Below are 20,689 nucleotides of genomic sequence, written 5' to 3' on the forward strand. Positions count from 1 at the left end.
AGATCATGCGGCGCCTGCTGCGCTCGCTCGCGAAGGGCGAGGCGATCACGCAGGACACGTCCACGCTCGAGAATCCGGCCATCCTCGAGCAGCTCACCGAAGTGCGCTGATCGCCTGCCGGTTGCGCGCCATGCGTGCGAGCCCCTGCGCGGCAATCCCGATTGCCCGCGCAGGGGCTTTTTGCTACATAACGGCATGACCGTTCCGACCCGTTCGGCGCCTGTCGCGCCACCTTCCGTTCCCGAGCCGCTCGCGCGTGCGCATGCGCGCTACTGGCGCTTCAACGTCGCGCTGATCGCGGTGCTGATGGTGATCGGCTTCGCGGTGTCGTTCATCGTGCCGTTCTTCGGGCCGGCGCTCGCCGGCATCCGCTTCGCCGGCTTCAGCCTGCCGTTCTATGTCGGCGCGCAGGGCGCGATTCTCGTGTATCTCGTGCTGATCGTCGTCTACATCGGGTTGATGCAACGCGCGGACCGCACGCTGCGCCGCGCGTACGACGAGCATGCGGCACGCGCCGGCCATGCGAACGGCGGGCGCTGATTCATGCTGACGCATCGACTGATACGCGCGTATGCGCTCTACACGCTCGGGTTTCTCGGGTTCGTGCTGCTGATGTGGCGGATCGAGCGCGCGACGGGCTCGGGCGTATGGATCGGCTACGTGTTCCTGTTCGTGCCGATCGCCGTGTATGCGGTGATCGGGTTGTTGTCGCGCACGTCCGATCTCGTCGAGTACTACGTGGCCGGGCGGCGCGTGCCATCCGCCTTCAACGGGATGGCGACGGCGGCCGACTGGCTGTCAGCCGCGTCGTTCATCGGCCTGGCCGGCTCGCTCTATGCCACCGGTTACGACGCGCTCGCGTACGTGATGGGCTGGACGGGCGGGTTCTGCCTCGTCGCGTTCCTGCTCGCGCCGTATGTGCGCAAGCTCGCGCGCTACACGATTCCTGATTTTCTCGGTACGCGCTTCTCGAGTACGGCCGTGCGCGCGCTCGCGGCCGGCGCGGCGATCCTGTGTTCGTTCGTGTATCTGGTCGCGCAGATCCAGGGGATCGGCCTGATCGCGACGCGCTTCATCGGCGTCGATTTCGCGATCGGCATCTTCTGCGGGCTGGCGGGCATTCTCGTGTGCTCGTTTCTCGGCGGAATGCGTGCGGTCACGTGGACCCAGGTCGCGCAGTACATCATCCTGATCAGCGCGATCCTGATTCCGGTGTCGCTGATCGCGATGAAGAACGGGCTCGGCCCCGTGCCGCAATTCAATTACGGCAAGCTGATGGAGCGCGTGGCGGCGCGCGAGGCGCAGGTGCGCGACGCGCGCGACGAGCAGCAGGTGCGTGATGCGTACCGCCGGCAAGCCGCGGAAATCCAGACGCGGCTCGACCGGTTGCCGGCGTCCTATGCGGAGGCGCGCCGGCATCTCGTCGACCGGCTTGCGGACCTGCGGCGCCACAACGGGCCGCTGCGCGAGATCAGCCAGCGCGAGCGCGAGCTGGCCGATTTTCCGCGCGATCCGGCGGCGGCGCGCGTGGCATGGATGCAGGCGCGTGACGGCCTGCTCGCCCGCGCCGAGCCGCCCGTGCCGATGCACGAGCCGTTTCCGGCCGCGAGCGAAGACGAACGCAAGCCGCGTGAGCGGAATTTCCTCGCGCTGCTGCTGTGCCTGTCGCTCGGCACCGCGAGCCTGCCGCACATCCTGACGCGCTACAACACGACCACGTCGGTCGCGTCGGCGCGGCGTTCGGTCGGCTGGACGCTGTTCTTCATCGCGCTGTTCTACCTGAGCGTGCCGGTGCTCGCGGTGCTGATCAAGTACGAGATTCTCGCGAATCTCGTCGGGCGGCCGTTCGCCGAATTGCCGGCGTGGGTCACGCAATGGCATCACTTCGAGCCGGACCTGATCAGCGTCGTCGAGGTGATTCGCGACGGCATCGTTCACTGGTCGGAAATCCAGATGCAGCCGGACATGGTCGTGCTGGCCGCGCCGGAGATCGCGGGGCTGCCGTACGTGGTGTCGGGGCTGATCGCGGCCGGTGCGCTGGCCGCGGCGCTGTCGACCGCGGACGGGCTGCTGCTGACGATCGCGAACGCGCTGTCGCACGACGTCTATTACTGCATGGTCGCGCCCGATGCGTCGAGCCAGCGGCGCGTGACGATCTCGAAGGTGCTGCTGCTGGGGGTGGCGCTGTTCGCGTCGTATGTCGCGTCGCTCAATACCGGGAAGATTCTGTTTCTGGTCGGGGCGGCGTTTTCGCTGGCGGCGTCGAGCTTCTTTCCGGTGCTGGTGCTGGGGGTGTTCTGGAAACGCACGACGACGCGTGGCGCGATTGCCGGGATGGTGACGGGGTTGGCGGTGTGTGTGTATTACATCGTGTCGACTTATCCGTTCTTCACCCAGCTGACGGGGTTCGTAGGGCGTACGTGGTTCGGGATCGAGTCGATCAGCTCAGGCGTGTTCGGCGTGCCGGCGGGGTTCGCGGTGGCGATCGTGGTGAGCCTGTGTGATAAGCGGCCGGATGAGTATACGCGGGCGTTGGTGGATTACATTCGGCATCCGTGAGGGGCGGGCCGGTGTATGGCGTGTCGGCGTGCCAAATGAAAAGCCCCCTGGTTTCTCGGGAAATCAGGGGGCTTTATAAATCCTGGCGGAGAGAGGGGGATTCGCCCACACAAGCGCGGGCCGCGGATTCGCTTGCAAGCGAATCCCTTCGAATCCCCCGCGCAAGACGAACGATCGGCTTGCTTCTCTCCGGAAACGAAAATGCCCGCTGGCGCGGACCAATTTCGGCAACTGCATCAACGGAAAACCGGCGAGTCGACTAAATTACGAACGGTGTACTCGGCGGGGTAAGGTCAGTCACTTGTTACCAATAACAAACCATGTGTTACCCGACAACCTTGCCTGGAAAAAGTGTGCCGGGTATTAGGTGCTACACATCAGCGATGCGCAGATTTCGATACACGTCCGATTACGGTTGTCGACACAGTGCCAACGGTTCGATCTCAGGCTCACAGGAGACTTGAGATCACGTGGCAGCCACACGTAGCGCGATGGCCGTGCCGTGCGATCGGGACGCCACCGTCCGTCATCGACGTGTCGCCTTCCTCGATGAGGTTAGGCGACACGTCAGGATGCTGCGGGCACGACACGCGATCACCCTTGCGTGCGACATAGCGGCCGTCGAAACGCATCGTATTTGAGCCGGTTTCAACCTTGCCGCCGTGATCGGTGTCGTCACCGATGCGGATGAGATTCATCATTTGGTGGTCTCGCTAACAGCCGGTTGCCGCGGGGCAGTGCCAAGGCTGTTGGATCGCAGTCGGTTACTTCTTACCCAGCCGCGAACTGGGCTGGTTTTCTTCGGATTTTGGTAAGCCACAAACGTGAATCCATGATAGCTAGTGTACGCATCGACGGATTCTCCAGTCAAAATAAAAACTCCTGGGGTTTTACACGTGTAATCTGGTGCTGAATAGAACTGAAGGCGGCCGCTTCCAACGACTGCCATCCCGCTTTGCGATTGAGGTATGTCAATAGCAAGCTTCGAGGCCTGCTTATTGAGTTCGTCGCAGTTCGAAGCTGCTTTCGATGGCTTGTGAATACAATCCGAAATGAACTTTCGGTATTTTGACTCATTCACCTTCAGTACGTCTGGATGTTCAGGGTCTCGTGTCACATCCAACGCCTTCATCGAATTTGTATCCAAATTCACCCAGCCGATGGACACTTGCTTGTCAAGATTGTCGGGGCTATCCGCAGCAACATACAGTCTGACGCTATAGATCCCATCAGACACGTCCTCAATATCAGCGTGGATGTCCTTCTTGTTCATTGAAACGTGCTCAAGCGGAGGCACGACCAACTCTCTTAATTCGCTTTTGCAGATATCAGCTGAGGCGTGGACGCCGCATGAAATCAACAGAAGGAGGGTGAGTGTTACGATTTTATCAACGATTCTCATGTCGGATCACTGAAATGAATTCACGATTCGTGGCGTTATGGATTCGAGTGTTTTTCTGTAAACCGCTTGTGCATTTGCGTCGGTTGAAAACCATCGTGCGTAATTTCCGTTGTAGTGCACTATATACTTGGCCTTGAACTCCATGCCTACGCGTACCGACGAAACTACGACGAACACCTTCTTTCGATTCGTAACTTGCGCATTTCCACCTACGCCGCTGAGACCGGCACCTTCAAAGGCTGCCCATGTCCCAATCGGAGGTTCGCTGTAAAAATCGGGAGTCCATCCATAGTACGGCGCGGGACCATGTACTTCCATACCGCCCGTTCCGCATCGACGATATTGACTCGATTGGAAGTGTCTCGTTTCCGTCCGATACATACGCTCAACCGTCTCGGCTATGGTACGTCCATACTTGTCGAAAATGTATTTTAGTGCGTCCCTAGCGTCTTCTTCGGTGAAGTTGTTTTCGCCAGTGACAGGCTTTGCGATGAAATTGCCGACAATCCCGATCGGATGGAAGTGCCACGGACTGGGCTCCTTTGGGAAGCCGTCGACACTGGTGACTTGCTCCCACCACTGCAATTTTCCGATCCGCTCGATCTCAGTTTTCCACAGCCACAGTAGCTTCTTCATCAACGGCGACAATGCTTCCCACTTACCCAGGCCACCGCCCCATTCGCTTTCACACCGCACGACGAGGTGGGAGAGGGCTTCTGCTATCCACGGCGTTTCCTGCGCGTGCTTCAACTCCTGCGCTGTCACCTTTCCGTCGTGATTCGTGTCAATCGCCTTCTCGAGCTTTGTAATGAGCGGGCTCGCATTGACCGTTGCGGCGCTCGCCTCGAATTCGGTTTTGCTTTCATCGGCCAGAAATTGTTCGGCGACGTGGATGTACCGCTTGAGCATGTCGACCGGCATGATGCTGCTGTTGTCGACCAGTTCGAAGCCCGGCCAGTCCCACGGCCCGCACATTCGCACGAGCGGATGGTCCTGCTCGCACACCCATCCGTTGCGGGTACTACCGTCCTTGGTACCGATCTCCACGTAATACCAGTGACGCCCCTTGTCATCTTTCGCGATGCTCCCCGGACCGTTCTTCTCCAAGTCGACGCTCCGGAACACGTCACGGAAATCCGCGCCTGGCCCCTTGGCGTTGGAGAAGCTCAGCGGGAAATCCTTCCAGCCCGGCACGATCGCGGTGGTGGTCGTGTTGGCGAGGCTGCTGTCCACCCAAACGGGCGCACCGGCGTCGTTGAATACCGGCTTCGTGTGTCGGCCACCATGTACTGGTGCGGCTGTTTTCGGTTGCATCTTGACCCATTTGCCCTTTGCGTCGGCGGCGAAAGGTACAAGTTTGGTACCGGGCTGCAGTTTCTGGTCCGGTTCTGGGAGGTCGGTTACGAGCCGCGCACCCGGCGAGATTTCTAGAAATGCTTTGGATGCAGGTAACTGCTTTGCCCGCTCGCGGCTCTTCTGGATGAATGCTTCGAGTTCGGGGCCTGCGAACACTTCCAGGTGCAGCAGTGGCCGGGTTGGCTTCGCTGGCAATAGCTTCGCGTCCGGGTACCGCAGATAGTGGCCGAACTGGCCGATGATGTCGCCAGCCTTCACCGCATAAGGCTGCTTTAGCACGACGACTGTATCCAGCGGTTTCGGATCGACGATCGGATCAAGTTCTCCGAGGAAGACGTACCCGTATGGCGCGTGCGGCGATACGGACTGACCGACAACGGCCGCAGCCGGAGTGCCGGACTTGATCGCCTTGATTTTCGCCCAGCCGGGGTTCACTTTTGTTTGGTCGTCCGTGTCCGAGACGGTCAACTCTGTACCTTGCGGCAAGATACCGAGGATTTTGCTCTTGCCGTTCGGCAGCTCACGGATGCGGAGGCCGGTGACCGGGGGTGGGAGCGGTGTTGTGTCTTTCGTGTCTTCTTCCGGTTCGGGCACCTTCTTGAAATCGCTCTGGATGAACTCTCCGAGTACATCGCGATTGATCGTGTCACGCAATGATGGCACGGGCACCTTTGGCAGCGGGACCTCTTGCTTGTCTTTCGCCTTGTCGCCGACCCGATAGTAACGATCGCCTTCCCAATACGGCATTGGCCCCATGTTCAGCTTGAAGCGGTCGACCTGAGCGACTTTCGCCTGTTCTGCCGCCGACTGGTAGCTATTGTGGTCCATCGTGTGCATGTACAGGCTGAAGAACGTGAGCGTTTCGTTCTTGCCGGGTGGTGTCGTGCTCGACGTTGGGGCTGGCGTCGCCGTTGCTGGCGCTGTGGATGACGTTGCCGGTTGGGCTGCAGCATTCTTGGCTGGCTCCGGCTTTGCGGGCGGAGGTGGGGGCGGAGGCAGTTTCAGCCGATGACGGATGAGCACGAAGCCCGTCGAATACAACGCGTGGCGGCCGTCTTGGTAGTCCTGTTCCGGATACTTGCTGTCGAGCCTGTACGCGACGACTTCGCCATCGGCGATCGCACGGATGCCGTCGCCTTGCTTCAACTGCGCAGCCGTGTTCTGGTCGAAGTGGATGCCGCCGTGCCACATGCCATTCGCACCCAGTGGATAGAACCCGTCTTCGGCGGCTGCCAGCGCCTTCATATAGGTCATCGGGTTGGTCGGGTCATCTTTGCCGACCGGTGAAAACGGAAAGGCCCAGTTTAGAGGCGTGTACGGTGCTGTCGCAGGTGCACTCGGGGCGGTCGCAGGCTTGGCCGGCGCGGCTGGCTTCGTGGTAGGGTGGCTATTGCTCATGTTTCTCGGAATCTCTCGTTTCTCGTTTTTCTTGCTGCTCGGATGCTGTCCGGCTTAGCATCAGCCGGAGAAAAGCGAGCCGCGGCCGCCGTCGGTCGATACCGGCGTCGCCTTCAATGGATCGCGAATCGTCCCGCTCGCACCACTTGGCTTGTCCCAACTCCCGCATTTTTCCAGAATCTGTCCGGTCGTCACGTTCTCGATCAAACCGCCCTTGATGCTGATATACGAGCCGCCCGCGCCGATCCACACTTCCTTCGCGGCCGTCAGAATCAGGCGCCCGTCCGCGCTTTCGATCTTCACGTCCTCCAGCCCGACCAGCGAAGCCGAGCCGCTTTGCGCCTGAATGTCTACCGGTCCCTTTGCCGCGAAAATCTTGATGCCGAGGTTTTGCGCGAACAGGCTGATCTTGTCGAGCACACTGACCAGTAACGCTTTACCGGCGGCCAAGTTGACGTTCTTGCCTGCAACGACGTTCGCGTGCTGGTTCGCCGTGATATGCACCGATTGCTGCGTCGACGCGGCGATGCCTTCAGGACTCGACAGCAACATCACCGGCTTCGCAAAACCGTTCGCATTGCCCGTGCCGCCACCGGCAGTACGGCCGCCGCTGGCAGAACCGGCGACCGTGCGCTGCGTTGCGTCGGTGTACGACTTCAGCGCGGCCTGACCGTCCTGGAGGCTTTCGGCGCGGTTCGTTTCACTAGCCTTCGACACGGTCTCGAGCACGGCTTCCGCGCCGGCAAGCGGATCGGTGGCGGCCGTTACGTTCAGCGGCTGGGCGGTGGCTGGCTGCGTCGATACGTAGAGCCCCTGCTCGGCGCGTACCGCGCCGTACGCGCCAGACTTCAAGTCGAATCCGTTGCCGAGGAACGAGCCGCGCGTGTTATCGGATTGCTCGATCAGGTAGCCCAAATGCAGGTGAGAACTGTAGCTCGACGAGTAGAGGTGGACCCGGTTCTGACCGGTAGCGTCGTCCATGACGAGCTGGTTGAAGCCATCACCGCCGTATTCGCGAGAACGGAAGCCGGACAGCAGGCCGTGCGTGTGCCACACCGGCATCGTCGCGCCACCGTGCAGTCGCGAGATGATTACCGGCCGGTCGCAGTCGCCATTGACGAACCCGAGGAGCACCTGATCGTCTTTGCGCAACGGAAAGTAACCGCCGCGCTTCGAGCCTGCGTCCGGCATCGCTGCGCGAATCCACGACGTGGACTTCGTATTGCGATCCTTTCGACTGTTCGATGTGCGGACCCGCACACGATTGCCGTCGTCCGTGTGGATTTCCTCGTCGCTGTCCGTCACGACGATCGCCGTCTGTAAGTGCATCTCGGGCTTCTCGTGCTCGAACGGGCTGCGGTACGGCGTCTTGCGGCGTTGCGCTTCGATCTCGACGTGAAAAAATCCAATACCGCCATCGCGGTGGCTCACGGTCGTACCGGTTCCGGCCGCCTTGACCTGTTCGATCTCGCTGCGCAGGCTGCGCGGGAATCGCGTGAGCGCATCCATGCCGGGCAAGTTATTTTGGATCAGCCAGTCGCTCGCGATGATCGACAACTCGCGCTCCTCCTCAGGCAATGCATCGAAGAGGGGATGTCCCGACACCTTGAACCAGTAGCCGGGCAGTGCATAGCGGGGACTGCCGATCGCGAAATAGCGTTTTGCTCGCGAAGCCCATTCTTCGGTTCGAATCCGGGCCTGTTGTTGTCCAGCATCAGATTCGGCCCACGTCTGTGAGCCGGTATAGAGATACTCTTCGCCCTGGCCGGGTAATTCATCGAGGTCAGCCGCTGGCGTGCTGGTCTGTTTGTCGAGGTCTGGCCGCTTGTAGTCAACGGTGCCGAGCGTCAGCGTCGCACTTTGGGCGTCCTGCTGTTCGCTCAACTGGGTAAGTCCGTCGAAATCCTCGTCGGTACCCGCGTGGCTGAACTTCATCTCCGAATTCGGCAGCGACGGCCCAAAATAGAGGTCGTCCATCATGACGACCTTGTGCGACTTGCCATCCTTCGCGAAATCGAAGCGCGGGAACACACCGACTTCCTCGAGGCTCCGGTGCACGAAATTCCAGTCGGTTTCCCACTGCACGCGGTGCGAATACGAGCGCATCGCCGTGCGCAGTTCCTGACCATAATTGCCCGAGGCCTGGGGATGCTTGTCGAATACGTCGGTGAGAATTTGCCAGCCACTGGCTTCCTGCCAGTCGCGCCGATCGCTGCTGAGTTTAAGGAAGCTTAGCCACGAGGCGAACTGAAGCTGAAAATACGAAACGCTTCCGTCATTTCCAAGGCGGCGAGCCCGCTGCACATAGCCATGGATCGGTAGATAGCCGCCATCGGTCTGCCGAATCCAGAGCGTGACGGGTTGCAGCATCAGGGCGCTAAGCTTGATCTTGTCGCCCATGACGGATGAGGCGTCGACGGTCACCTCGAAATTGCGCCCGAGCCGCGCATTGATCTTGACGTACAGTGGCGTGAGCCAATCGTCGCCGAGTGGAGTGTCAAGTTTGACGATGCGATCGAATTGCGCGTAGCCGCCGCGCAGCACCTTCAGCAAGCTTTCCCCGGCCATGCAGTCACCCCGTTTTGTGCAGAACGCGTCCGATCGTAGCTAGACATCTAACGTCGGGACTGCGTATGCGCTACATAAAAATTACAAATAACAAACTACTATATTAAATTACGCCTTCACGTAGAGGCCGCAGCCGACCTAAAGTGTGATTGCGGAAGTTGCCTCCAAAGATCATACCAAAGTCCGCTCGCCACGATAAAGGCGTCGTGACGATTCTTGACTGTCTTCTTGACGCTATCCACCGAAACTCGTCGCAGAGTCGAATACCGACCTTCACAGCAACGTACCCCAAAATCAATGCCTGTCGACCTGTCGACCTGTCGACCTGTCGATCGTCAAGTCGTCAACCACTCAATGTGTCATTTATTATAAGAAATCAGAGTGATTGACGGCCCCATCACGAGATTTCTATGTCACGCCTCAGTGAAAAGACGAGGTACTAATAGACTACGCTTATTCTGACAACAAATTATGCAACCTTCTCCACGACTTTGAGGTTCGTAGTGCCGGATCAGCCTCGACAATTTCATCCAGCAACTCCCGCAAACCCATCGGGGGATAGTTAGGTGACGGCTCGATAATTTTGTCGATCACGAAGAGCACTTGTTTTGGCCATCGTCTAGAGAGTGACAGATTGTCTGCCATTTTTTCCCGCAAGCTGTGAAGCACGACATCCGGATGTTCAATTTGGGTAAGATAATCACGCACAGTCTCTATAATATTGCTGAAGAGGTTTGGCAACTCATGAGCCGGGCGAATTATGCCTTCCGTGATTGCGCCAGTCTGAAATATGACCTCCTGCGGCCAAGTCGATGCAAAAAACGACTTTCCAAATGTTTCCCATGCCGATTGATCCACCACGATTCGCCCAGCCATCCATAGTGCGGACTGCCGCCCCAAATCACTGAGCCCTTGTAGAATACGACGACATTCTTCATCATTAATATATCGACGATCTTTAGTTCGCCAATATCTTGCAACAATTAGCATATGCACCGCATTTCTTTCAAGTTCCGCGTCTGACAATGGGCCTTGAGATTCCGAGAAAAGTGCTACAAAATCAGCTTTCAATAAACGAAAGAGCGTAGCCGAAGGCACATTCGCCTCCCAAATGAAACCCGCCCATGCTGCGTCTGATAGTGTGTTCTGGCGAGAGAAAAATTGAAGTAGTCGACGCTTTACCCATCGACTATCCACATAAAAGAGGAAATTCAATCGTCGGCCAACCAAGGTGGCGGCATGATGTGCGCCATCCCCAGAGGATGTAAGTGCTCGGTAGACTCTTCCAAGCAGCTCGGCATCGAGTCCCTCATTTGATTGATAGCTTCCCTCCCTCAAAGTAGAAAACAACGTCTCGACCATGCGACCTATAGGTGAATTTATGGCAAAATCCACCGATCTGGTAAAAGCTTTCGCCTCCCCATCCCGCCTTACTTCATGAATAGCACTTCCTGTTGCCTTACTTCCGAGCGCAACAATTTTATCGAACACTCGATCCCATAGTCTCCAGAAGATGTTTCCGCGGAAAGAGAGCAAGCGAGGCAAGTATTTTTCAATCCATGACGTAGCTTCAAAGCGAATGCAAAAAAATAAATCTTCTGGAGCATCTGCAAGCTTGTGCGCGCAAATTAGAAGTGCTCGTCTTGGCGCAGAATCTGGCCAATTGGAAAGCAACTGTTTCCAAAGAAATACACTATGGTCGCCCTCTGGCTCATACAATGAAAGGGCTCGGAGGGCTCGGACTGGCCGCTTCGACACAAGTCCAGCGAACGGTGCATGTTCAACAAAATCCGAACTGTCACGCCTCGACAATTTAAGTGCCTGCGGGACAATTTCGGCCAATGGCAGGTGCAACAAATTCTCTGGGTCCGTCTTTCGCTGAACCCAACCGCTTCTCCCATCCCAATCGTGATCAGCTGACTTCTCGGCATCCTCGCTCCAATCAGGATTTCCCCGGATATCACTGAGAATATTTTTGGCCGATCGTGATAATTCACAGCTATTTCGTTCTAGCCATCCTAAAGACGTGCCAGCATCAAAAATAACCCTCAACCTATAGTCTTCCGACGCTTCCCCCTCATACGGTTGCCGACCATCGATGAACCTCTGCTCTATGTGTCGTCTAATTTTGGGCCGAATATCACTCCATCGATCTCTGAGCAACAGAAGCACTTCCCGCCGCAAATATGTATTCCAAAACGTCTCGTCAGACAGTTTAATAATGCCTTGCTCAACACACTTACCATCAAATACGATACGATTTCGCCAAAAGTGCAATTTTAATTTGTCAAAAAAATACCTATCTGATTTTGGCCATGCCTCCACCTCATCACGCGCCTCTGCCGGAGAAAGATCGCACAAGCGCTGAAATAGCTCAACCGCCCAGAAGAAATCGGCCTCAATGCCTTCACGATGATGGATATGTCCCCCAGGTCTTGAGTCTGGTTCAATGGCGGGCAACCTAAAATAATTTAATGATCCAACGGTTTCATTCAGAAGGTCTATTGAACGAAACAATATTCGTCGAACAATCTGAAAAACAGTGGGCACGAGATGATCCGGGACGTTAATATCGGCCCCATGTCGCCGCGCAGTTACAACCTCAAATTGAACAAGTCTCCCTACATCCACCGATTCATCTATCGAGGGTGGTGCGGGCGAGCGGGAGACAAGCATAGCCTTCACGGAAAGTCGTGGTTGTGCGACTTTCTCGAGTTTGCGAAGTACAGAAGTAGACCAGCCCTCGGCACGAATTCGATCAGCAAGCCTATACCATGAAAACTCCCTTGTTTCTTCCTGCAACTCAGTGAACGACTCGGATAGAAGCGCCCAAATACTTCTCGATTCTCCTTCAAATGATGGAATGGCTCCATTACGCCCATTCAATCGACGATCCACTGCTTCCAAAAGCGATGAATGTAAACTCCGCTGCCGTGCAGCCCACCAAATAGCGGCCGGTTGTTCTGCGACTCGCTCAAACCAACGGACAAACCACCAGAGACGCTTCGAATCCACGGCCGCCGGAGAGGATCGCATCCCAGCGAGCCGCGTGTAGTTCTGACCGTCGTCATCAGTGGCCAATGTTCCGATAAGATCAACGCCGCCTATGTCCGTAGGCCGGCCATTCGATGGAGGAGGCGGTGGATCGTCATCCAGTCCAAACTCTACGTGCGGATTGATCTCTTCTGCATCACTCGCCCAGCCGTTCTTTTCTGGACGTCCATATCGCGAGTATTTATCAAAAACGCACAGCCATTCTGCTGGAGGTGGGGGCTCAGCGTCAGCAAACGCTTTTGCTCCTTCTCGAGTTTCGACCAACGCAACAACCTGACCACGCTGATGTGGAAGTAACGACCGTGGCGATGTGCGTGCATGCGCGAGAACACTTGCAGTCCACGAGTCCTTGTTGATTGCTCGAACAGACCAAGCTTCGAGCGTTGTCCATAAATCATCAAACTGCCGAAAGGCTATACCGGTTACGCCCAATTCGTGCCACTTCGCACGCACGGTTTCCGGCTCCCCTCGGTCGAATGCATAGATTGTGCGCAATTTCGCGGAATTGCTTGCGGACAAACCTTCGAGGAGGTAACGAACCGGGGGGTCACTTGCTGAATATCCCAATAGCACAACCACACGCTGCTCAAGCAACTGACGCATAAATGTTGTCGCCCAGCCGTCTGCTAGATACGCACGACCGAAGTCGGCCGAACTCAGCACGAGATTCTGGCCATCGTCACTCTGCTGCCGCAAGCGGCCGTGAAGATAAACGATCCCCGTCGGCACCTCCATGGCTGTCATCGGTGGCAACAACGGTGGCGTCCACCGACGCAGCTGTCTATTCGCCCGCTCAAACATCAGATCGAAGTTTGTCGTCACTACGAGCGGAGTACCGGAAGCATCAGCAGAGAGACGAAGGATAGCTTCATGCTTAATCGGACTTGCTGCCTTTGGTATCTTCAATAGCCAATTGACCTCCCGCTCGACCCTTGGACGGGAATACTCTCTCTGAAGAAGGCCAAATACTTGATCCAACGGCGGCGCTAGGTCCGGGTCGTTTTTCTCTATTGCAGGCGCCATGAGCTTGCCAATTTTTGACGCTGGGGAAACACCCAGACGCGTCATGACGCACTTCGTGAGTTTGAAAAAACTCGGTAAGCCAACTGGCATAGAAACGCCAGCGCCACAAAAAAATACTACATCGCCTTTATCCCTGATGCTTAGCAGCTCATTTGGGATCGACGGCCCGTCAGGAAGGAACCTCAGTTTAGTCTCCGTTTGGTCGAAAACGACATCGAACAAAGCCTGATATCGAATGCTATAGCCTACCGCAACTCGCAGAGTCGACGGGAGAAGCACGCATAAACACCGACGCGCACACTGCTCGTGAATCTGGATCACTTGGGTACACCGTAACGAGCCAGTGACCCGAGCACCGGCGCTTGGATCAACAGGATCAACCGTCAATTTGAGCTATGCTACAATTGATCCACATATCCTAATGATCCATCTGAATTATGCGCAAACTCTACTATGGCCGGATTTCCACCACGGACGGGCAGTCCTCCGCGAGCCAGTACGACGACGCGAGAGTCCACGGCGTGCAAGACAAGGATGTTTTCATTGACGAGGGCGTGAGCGGCTACCACGTGGCCCCTGACGAGCGGGAACAGTGGCGCAAAGCGGAACACGATCTGCGGCACGGCGGCGTTCTCATTGTGCGCTGGCTTGACCGGATCAGCCGTCGTTACGACGAACTGCACCGGACCATGCGTCGGCTAATGGACCTCGGCGTTCGCGTCGAATGTACTCTCAACGGGATGGCTTTTGATGGCAACACCACAGACCCTATCGCGAAAGCAACGCGAGATGCTGTGCTGGCGTTCATGGCAGCGCAGGGGGAGGCCGACTATCGAAACCGCGCAGAGATGCAGCGTCGGGGTGTAGCAATCGCGAAGACGGAAGGGAAGTACAGGGGCCGCGTCCGATCACATGACTATGAGGCAATCCGTGAGTGGCGAAGCGAGAATGGCGCGAGCATCCGGGAAACCGCCGAGAAATTTGGGGTTGGCACCGCCACTGTTAAACGCGCGTGCGCAGAAAGCACGATAATGCATCTGGATAAGTCATAATTCGGACAGAATAGCTGGGCGGGCATATTGTCTGCGTGCGCGCAAGCTTTCGTCCGGGTCGCTCTTTCAAGCGATCCCGAATAATTCAACGGTTACGAGCGAGACGCGCTTTAGCAATAATTGCAGAGAAAGCGATAGCTCTCTCGACCCCATCAGGGCCGTTCGACAAGGCCAACAAGCACTCTCCAATCAACGTCGCATCGAATCCTTCGCGAATGCAACGATTAGTCAATTCGTGAATCGACTCAGGCTTGCTCTCGCTCTCATCCATAAATGTCATCTGACGAGGTGCATGTCGTTCGTTAGCTTCGGCGCTTGATTCATTCCGATTCCGCCCGGGACCGCGCTGAGCATTAGGCTTGCGTTTTGCCAGAATTGTCTGGTTGAAAGATGTCCTACACCATTGCCATTCTAGTTCCCCCTGCTTTTCAGGCACAAAGGTATCGCCGAAGGGCACTACTGGTCCCAAACCGGATAGAGCAAAACCATCTTCGAAAGAAATCCAAGCGTCTCGCTGTGCTCTCGGCGCCACCCAGGACAGAGTATCGGGATAACTGAAACTCGCTTCACGTTTACCTTGACCGATATGCGCGAGTCTCTTCGCCTCTGACCGAATATAGCCGCTATCTTGGACCTCATCCTTCGGCGCTTCTCCCGTCACCGCGCCGATTAGCGCTCCCGCCATTGTCGCGATCGTGTCGGTGTCACTGCCGAACGTGTTCGCCGCTGCTAGCAGTCCGATCTCAGGACTGCGATCACGGAACAGCCATGCAAGTGCTGCCGCATACAAGGGCGTTTTTAGACCCGAGCCGCGCTCAGCAGGTGAGAATCCTCCGAGTGCTTCAAGTACATCACGGTAGGCCTTGTATTCGTCGCGGGCGCCGTCGCACAAAACAACAGCCCGTTCGCAACTGGTCTGCCACTCCAACTTTACGTCGGCAAATGCTGCAGCCAAAGACCTTTCTGCAAAACGCTCCCAGTTCGGACACCACACAAGAGCTAGTTCGTCGTCTTCTGTCAGGCTCGCAAACGCCATGTCACAAGCCTCCGCGAAGTCCACCCACTGAGTCGGTGCTGGCAAAACTCCGGTGTCGATCGTATAAGCAAGCATAAGTGCGTGAATCGCTGCACCCGCCAATGCGCGTGGATGCCCGTGAGTACACACCGCGTCTCGAATTACAGGCGGCATGAACGTCGACGCATCGAAATTCTTTGCAGCCCAGACATGCGGCTGCACACGCATCGCCGCACCGTTCCCACCGCCTTCCCAATAATTGCTCTTAGGTCCTCGGTAGAAATTTTGCGACCATGTCGAATCACGCAAGGCAAGGTTGCCTGCGGCGAGTTTCGATCCTCGGCCTGCCCCGAGTGCGTAGTTCAGCCATACCGGGAGTTCAATCTTTGCAAAACTTTCTACGTCAAAGAAACCATCTCCACGGATCGCACGACTAGTACACAAGCGGAGTTGCGTGTCGTCCGAATATGCGCCCCGGGGGAACCGAGCGTTCGCACCGAACAAGCCGCCTACTTTTCTCGCCCAAGCAATCGGGCCAGTCATCTCGTGTTGACCAGTTCGCTTGCGAAATTCTGCCAATGTAACCAATTCGGTGGGGAATCCCACCGCATCGCCGTATGCGGCCCAAAGTGCCGATGCGACAATTGTATCTTCGCGATTTACCATCAAATGTGCCTCTCACCGAAGAGTGCAGGGTTGACCTCCAGAACAAATCTTCCAACTAGGAGTGGAGCGCAAACCCCTAACTGCGCCGCAGCCTCGTCGGCGATATCTCCCGAAGGAAAGTAAACCTTGCGCAAGTACTGCAACGGAACGGCATCAGGGTACAGTAGCTCGGCTTGATGACAAGTAGTCTGATTGGCTAACATTTCCCGACTTCGTACTACCCATTTGTCAGCGAACTGACGGATTTTGGGCGCAAATAGCGCCTCAAACCCGTCCAGGTCGGGGGCGCGCAGCGTGTAGGGGTACGCATTGTTGGTAGTTGAAAACACGACGCCTGGATGTTCCGCAATGCTTGGGTCAAAGCTCAAGATGCACCAATAGATATCTTTTGCCGCATGCCATCTATCACGTGCGATTGAGAAGAAGCTTCCGTTGATCCGCGAGATCGATAGATTCACGTATCCATGCCAGTCGGCGTCTCTACTTCGATCTTTGCAGTTGATCTGCAGAATGTGTGCCAGTCGACTCTCCGAAGGCAGGCGTGCATGAGACAGGAGACTCCCCGTCGTCATCGTGCCGATAAATCCATTGCTCGTTGTGAAATGAAGAATCTCAGTAATGCGCCGCTCAGCCAGACTAGCGCCAATCGTGTCGTAAGTCATACCTCAATCTCCACGAACGCTGTACGGTCAAGGCGCTGCAAAAGGGCGGACTCCTCCGTTGGCTTGTATCCAAGAACAACCTGGATTCGAGCTCGTGCAATTGCCATCGCCAGCAGTCGGCAAGCGGTCTCGAAACGCTCGTCTCCCATTTCGAACTGCCCTTCAGGCAATCCCTCTGAACTGAGTCCGATGATAATGACGTGATCGAAATCGAGTCCCTTTGCTGAGTGAAAGGTGCACAACGCAATATTTGCATCACCTTCGGGCCAGTCCCGCTGGCCAGTTACTTCCACATAATTTAACTGTGCAATTGCAAGTCGTTCTTTCAGATAGGTAAACCAGCCCTTCGGATGAAGAAACGCGACGGACTCATTCACCAAATTCACACGCTCCCTGATGTAGTTGATACACCAGCGAACTTGCGCGTTGAAGTATCCCTTGAGGAGCACTGGGGTTGCTGCATCGGCGAGCGGGTCGAGAAGTGACGGTGGTGTCCCATCATCGTCCAATTGAACACACTGCATTAGGCCACTGGCCAATCTGGCGATTTGTGGGGTATTTCGATAATTGACACTTAGGCGATGACTCGTCTCGGGTCGAATCGCGATGCCTGCTTCCGCCCAGTTGAATCCTCGGGCATATATGCGCTGAGCAGTATCAATAATGAAGGAGACAGCGTGCTCCTCCGCGACCTGCGACATTACGGCACGCAACTCGTTTGCGGAGAAATCTTGAGACTCGTCGACAATGACGATGTCGTATCCGTAACGTTGTTCAGTTGCCAATTGAACGGCTGCATCATTCCAATCGATGAGACCCTCACGCTGCTTCCATTCCATGTAGGGGTGCACGATCAGACGCAGTATCGCTTCTCGCGTTGCACGCTCAACTCGAGGCGTCGCTCCCCGACCATCGCGCCGGCAAGTTAGATAATCGTCAATCGACTCTGGAAGAAAGCGCCCCATAAGGTAAACGCATTCATTCAGCAGGAAATCGAACGGAAGGCCAATCTCTAATGCGTGTGCCTGGGCTAAGCGGTGAAGGCTTGACTCATCGTGAATGCTTGGCCGGCCCAATGTGACATACGCCCAATGCCTAAATGTGTCGACCACAACTTCGAACTTTCCCGCAGGAATGTTTTCTTCAACGACATGCTGAACATAGCCGCGCAAGGTCTTGTTGAACGTGAGCACGAGTGCGCGTACAGGCTCCTCGTTTTCCATGCGAGTACGCCGAGCGGAAAAATACATCAGCATGAGGCGCAGCTTCAGGGCTGCTGTAGTCGTCTTGCCGCTGCCTGCGGCTCCCCGAATCACCTCGGCTCCCGGGCGCACTCGCCGGATGATGGTCAACTGTTCTGGAGATGGAGTAACGTTTGTTAGTTTTTTCACGGCCTTGGTCTCTCGGCGTCTTCATTGTGTCCCGAATATTAGCGTACTGCGACACCGCCAAGTGAGCCAGATGATCCTCCTTGCTCTCGCGGTGCCAACCCGGCAGCTATTATTTGATAGTCGTTTCGTGGGTCGAAAAGCAAAAAGCCCCGCAAATCATTGATTTTGCGGGGCTTTTTCGGTATCTCTGGCGGAGAGAGGGGGATTCGAACCCCCGATAGGCGATTAACCTATACACGCTTTCCAGGCGTGCGACTTAAACCACTCATCCATCTCTCCGGAAGACCGAGAGTATAGCAAACTCTGGCGGCAGCCCGCCACTCCCTTCCGAACCCGTCAGAAATCCGTCGTCATCGACAGCCACACCGAGCGCGGATCGCCCTGCGTCAGGTATCCGCCGATCGTCGACGACCAGTACGACTTGTTCGCGACATTGCGCACGGTCGCGCGGAACGTCGTCTTCTTGCCGAACACCTCCGTCGCGTAGCGCGCGCCGAGGTCGACGCGGTCCCATGCCTGGATCGACATCGTGTTCGCGACGTCCAGGTACTGCGGCCCGGTATGGATCCAGCGCGCGGTCAACGTGAGCCCGCTCAGCATCGGCACGTCGTATTCGGCGCCCGCGTTGAGCAGGAACGACGGCACGCCGATCGGCCGGTGCCCGTCGTTCGCGCCGCTCGCGGTGTTCTGCAGCGTCGCGTTGAGGTACGTCGCACCCGCGATCAGCCGCACGCCTTTCCACGGCTCGCCGTACACGGCCGTCTCGATGCCGCGGTGCCGTTGCGTGCCGTCGGCGCCGAACAGGTTCGTCGCCGGATCGGTGTACGCCATCGGCTTCTCGATCTGGAACAGCGCAAGCGACGCGCCGACCTTGTCGGTGTCGTAGCGGATGCCGGCTTCGACTTGCTTCGATCGGTACGGCGACAGCGCCTGGCCTGCGTTGCGTGCGGTGTTCGGCGCGATCTCGCCCTGGGCGAGCGCTTCGCTGCGGTTCGCGAAGATCGACACGTTGCGCCACGGCTTCACGACGAGACCGAAGACCGGCGTCGTGATCGCGTCGCTGTAGACGCCCGTGACTGCGCCCGTATAGCTGAAATTGTCGACCGAGATCGACTGGCGGCGTGCGCCGATCGTGAACAGCACGCGGTCGTCGAGGAAGCCGAGCGTATCGGACACCGCGACGCTGCGCAGCCAGCTCTTCGTGACCGTGCCCGGATCGTTCATGTCGCCGCCTGCGTAGGCCGTCGGCGGGGACGCGACCGGTGCCGGATCGTAGAGCGTCGTCGGGAACGCGTTCGACAGCGTGTACGCGGACTGGCTGTCGACGCGGATGAACGACGCGCCGGCCGTCACGAAGTGCGACACGGGGCCGGTCGTGAAGCGGCCGCGCACGCCGGCCTCGGCCGACTGCGCATCTTCCTTGTGTGGCACGCTCAGGCGCGAGCCGGTCGTGCCGGACGACGAGTAGGTCGGCGTGTAGTAGTCGCCGTGCTCGTTCGTATGGCGCGCGCCGGCCGACACGTAGGCCGTCCACGCGGGCAGGAAGTCGTACTCGGCGCGCACGATCCCGACCGTGTCCTCGAGCTCGCTGAAGCTCCACGGTTGCGCATAGTTGTGCGTCGCGGACGGCACGGCGGGCAACTGATTGCCGCTGACGAGCACGATCGGGCGGCCGTTGTCGATCCGCTGTCGCTGATACAGGAAGTCGCCGGACAGGCGCAGCTTGTCGCCGCGCCAGTCGAGCGACACCGCCGTCACGTTGCTGCGGCGGCGCTCGTCGTCGACGGCCGTGTCGCCGCCGCTGATCGACTGGTTCACGCGCACGCCGAACTGGCCTTCGCTGCCGAAGCGGCGGCCGATGTCGACGTGCGTGCCGAGCGAACCGGACGTGGCGCCGTCGACGGTGACGCGCGTGAGCGGCTTGTCGTCCGCGCGTTTCAGTTGGAGGTTCACGCCGCCGCCGACCGCCGAGCCGTTCGGCGATGCCCCGTTCAGGAATGCATTGGCGCCCTTGAACACGTCGACGCGCTCGACCGCATCGGTCTGAACGAGCTGCCGCGGCGTGACGCCGTACAGGCCGTTGAGCGACACGTCGTCGCCGGCAAGCTCGAAACCGCGGATGACGAACACCTGCGAGAAGTTGCCGTAGCCGGATGCGCTGCGCACGGCGGGATCGTTGTCGAGCACGTCGGCGAGCGTGCGCGCCTGCTGGTCCTCGATCAGTTTCGACGTGTAGGTGGTCATGCTGAACGGCACGTCGCTCGCCTTTTGCCGGCCGAGCACGCCGAAATCCGCGCCGCGCGCGACCTGGCCGCCGGCGTAGGTCGGCGCGAGATCGCCGGGCAGCGGCTCGGCCGCGCCGGTCACGTTGATCGACGGCAGCACGGCGCCATCGGGCGCGGCGTTGGCGACGGAAGTCGCCTGCTGCGCGTGCGCGGCGGCCGGGAAGGCGCAGGCGAGCGCAATGCCGAAGGCAATCGGCGTGAGACGCCGGGCGGGTAACGAAAGTGTCGACATGGGACGCAAATCGGGTGTGGTCGATG

Annotated in this window: 12 protein-coding genes and 1 tRNA gene; 3 read left to right on the forward strand and 10 right to left on the reverse strand. The window is 57.8% G+C overall.

The genetic code is table 11. The annotated features are described in order from the left end of the window. Window positions 1–195 precede the first annotated feature (195 nt). Together HWX14_RS00005 and HWX14_RS00010 are read left to right on the forward strand one after the other, a co-directional pair. On the forward strand, window positions 196–540 hold the full coding sequence (locus tag HWX14_RS00005) for a DUF4212 domain-containing protein (protein WP_175881052.1): 345 nt from the start codon (window positions 196–198) through the stop codon (window positions 538–540). A gap of 3 nt (window positions 541–543) precedes the next feature. Continuing rightward, the gene (locus HWX14_RS00010) at window positions 544–2,559 is read left to right on the forward strand and encodes a sodium:solute symporter family protein (RefSeq protein ID WP_175881053.1); all 2,016 of its coding nucleotides are present in this window, start codon (window positions 544–546) and stop codon (window positions 2,557–2,559) included. Window positions 2,560–3,008: 449 nt separating this feature from the next. Here the strand turns inward: HWX14_RS00010 and HWX14_RS00015 are convergent, their stop codons facing one another. From HWX14_RS00015 to HWX14_RS00035, 5 genes are all read right to left on the reverse strand, one after another. Beyond that, the gene (locus HWX14_RS00015) at window positions 3,009–3,260 is read right to left on the reverse strand and encodes a PAAR domain-containing protein (RefSeq protein WP_175881054.1); all 252 of its coding nucleotides are present in this window, start codon (window positions 3,258–3,260) and stop codon (window positions 3,009–3,011) included. Continuing rightward, entirely contained in the window at window positions 3,257–3,832 is a 576-nt protein-coding gene (locus HWX14_RS00020) for a hypothetical protein (RefSeq protein ID WP_244130148.1), read from the reverse strand. The genes HWX14_RS00015 and HWX14_RS00020 overlap by 4 nt, the downstream gene beginning before the upstream one ends. A gap of 135 nt (window positions 3,833–3,967) precedes the next feature. After that, window positions 3,968–6,715: an SH3 domain-containing protein gene (locus HWX14_RS00025; protein WP_244130149.1), complete on the reverse strand. Its 2,748-nt coding sequence runs from the start codon at window positions 6,713–6,715 to the stop codon at window positions 3,968–3,970. 60 nt (window positions 6,716–6,775) lie between these two features. Continuing rightward, the gene (locus tag HWX14_RS00030; protein ID WP_175881056.1) at window positions 6,776–9,283 is read right to left on the reverse strand and encodes a type VI secretion system Vgr family protein; all 2,508 of its coding nucleotides are present in this window, start codon (window positions 9,281–9,283) and stop codon (window positions 6,776–6,778) included. A 453-nt stretch (window positions 9,284–9,736) separates the two neighbouring features. Next, entirely contained in the window at window positions 9,737–13,405 is a 3,669-nt protein-coding gene (locus HWX14_RS00035) for an SIR2 family protein (RefSeq protein ID WP_175881057.1), read from the reverse strand. A 392-nt stretch (window positions 13,406–13,797) separates the two neighbouring features. Between HWX14_RS00035 and HWX14_RS00040 the strand changes: the two genes are divergently transcribed. Beyond that, window positions 13,798–14,412, forward strand: a complete 615-nt coding sequence (locus HWX14_RS00040; RefSeq protein ID WP_175881058.1) for a recombinase family protein — start codon at window positions 13,798–13,800, stop codon at window positions 14,410–14,412. 85 nt (window positions 14,413–14,497) lie between these two features. On the opposite strand, the gene HWX14_RS00045 is transcribed toward HWX14_RS00040, so the two are convergent. The 5 genes from HWX14_RS00045 to HWX14_RS00065 form a co-directional block, all read right to left on the reverse strand. Continuing rightward, window positions 14,498–16,093, reverse strand: a complete 1,596-nt coding sequence (locus tag HWX14_RS00045) for an ADP-ribosylglycohydrolase family protein (protein ID WP_175881059.1) — start codon at window positions 16,091–16,093, stop codon at window positions 14,498–14,500. Then, complete coding sequence (locus HWX14_RS00050; protein ID WP_175881060.1) at window positions 16,093–16,755, reverse strand: DarT ssDNA thymidine ADP-ribosyltransferase family protein; 663 nt, start codon at window positions 16,753–16,755, stop codon at window positions 16,093–16,095. The genes HWX14_RS00045 and HWX14_RS00050 overlap by 1 nt, the downstream gene beginning before the upstream one ends. Then, on the reverse strand, window positions 16,752–18,146 hold the full coding sequence (locus HWX14_RS00055) for a 3'-5' exonuclease (protein ID WP_175881061.1): 1,395 nt from the start codon (window positions 18,144–18,146) through the stop codon (window positions 16,752–16,754). The genes HWX14_RS00050 and HWX14_RS00055 overlap by 4 nt, the downstream gene beginning before the upstream one ends. Window positions 18,147–18,334: 188 nt before the next feature. Then, a tRNA-Ser gene (locus HWX14_RS00060) sits at window positions 18,335–18,425 on the reverse strand. A gap of 57 nt (window positions 18,426–18,482) precedes the next feature. After that, a complete protein-coding gene (locus HWX14_RS00065; protein WP_175881062.1) occupies window positions 18,483–20,663 on the reverse strand; it encodes a TonB-dependent siderophore receptor in 2,181 nt (726 codons plus the stop codon). Window positions 20,664–20,689 lie beyond the last annotated feature (26 nt).

Origin of the sequence: Burkholderia sp. BCC0044 (assembly GCF_902832955.1) — a bacterium.
Classification (GTDB): domain Bacteria; phylum Pseudomonadota; class Gammaproteobacteria; order Burkholderiales; family Burkholderiaceae; genus Burkholderia.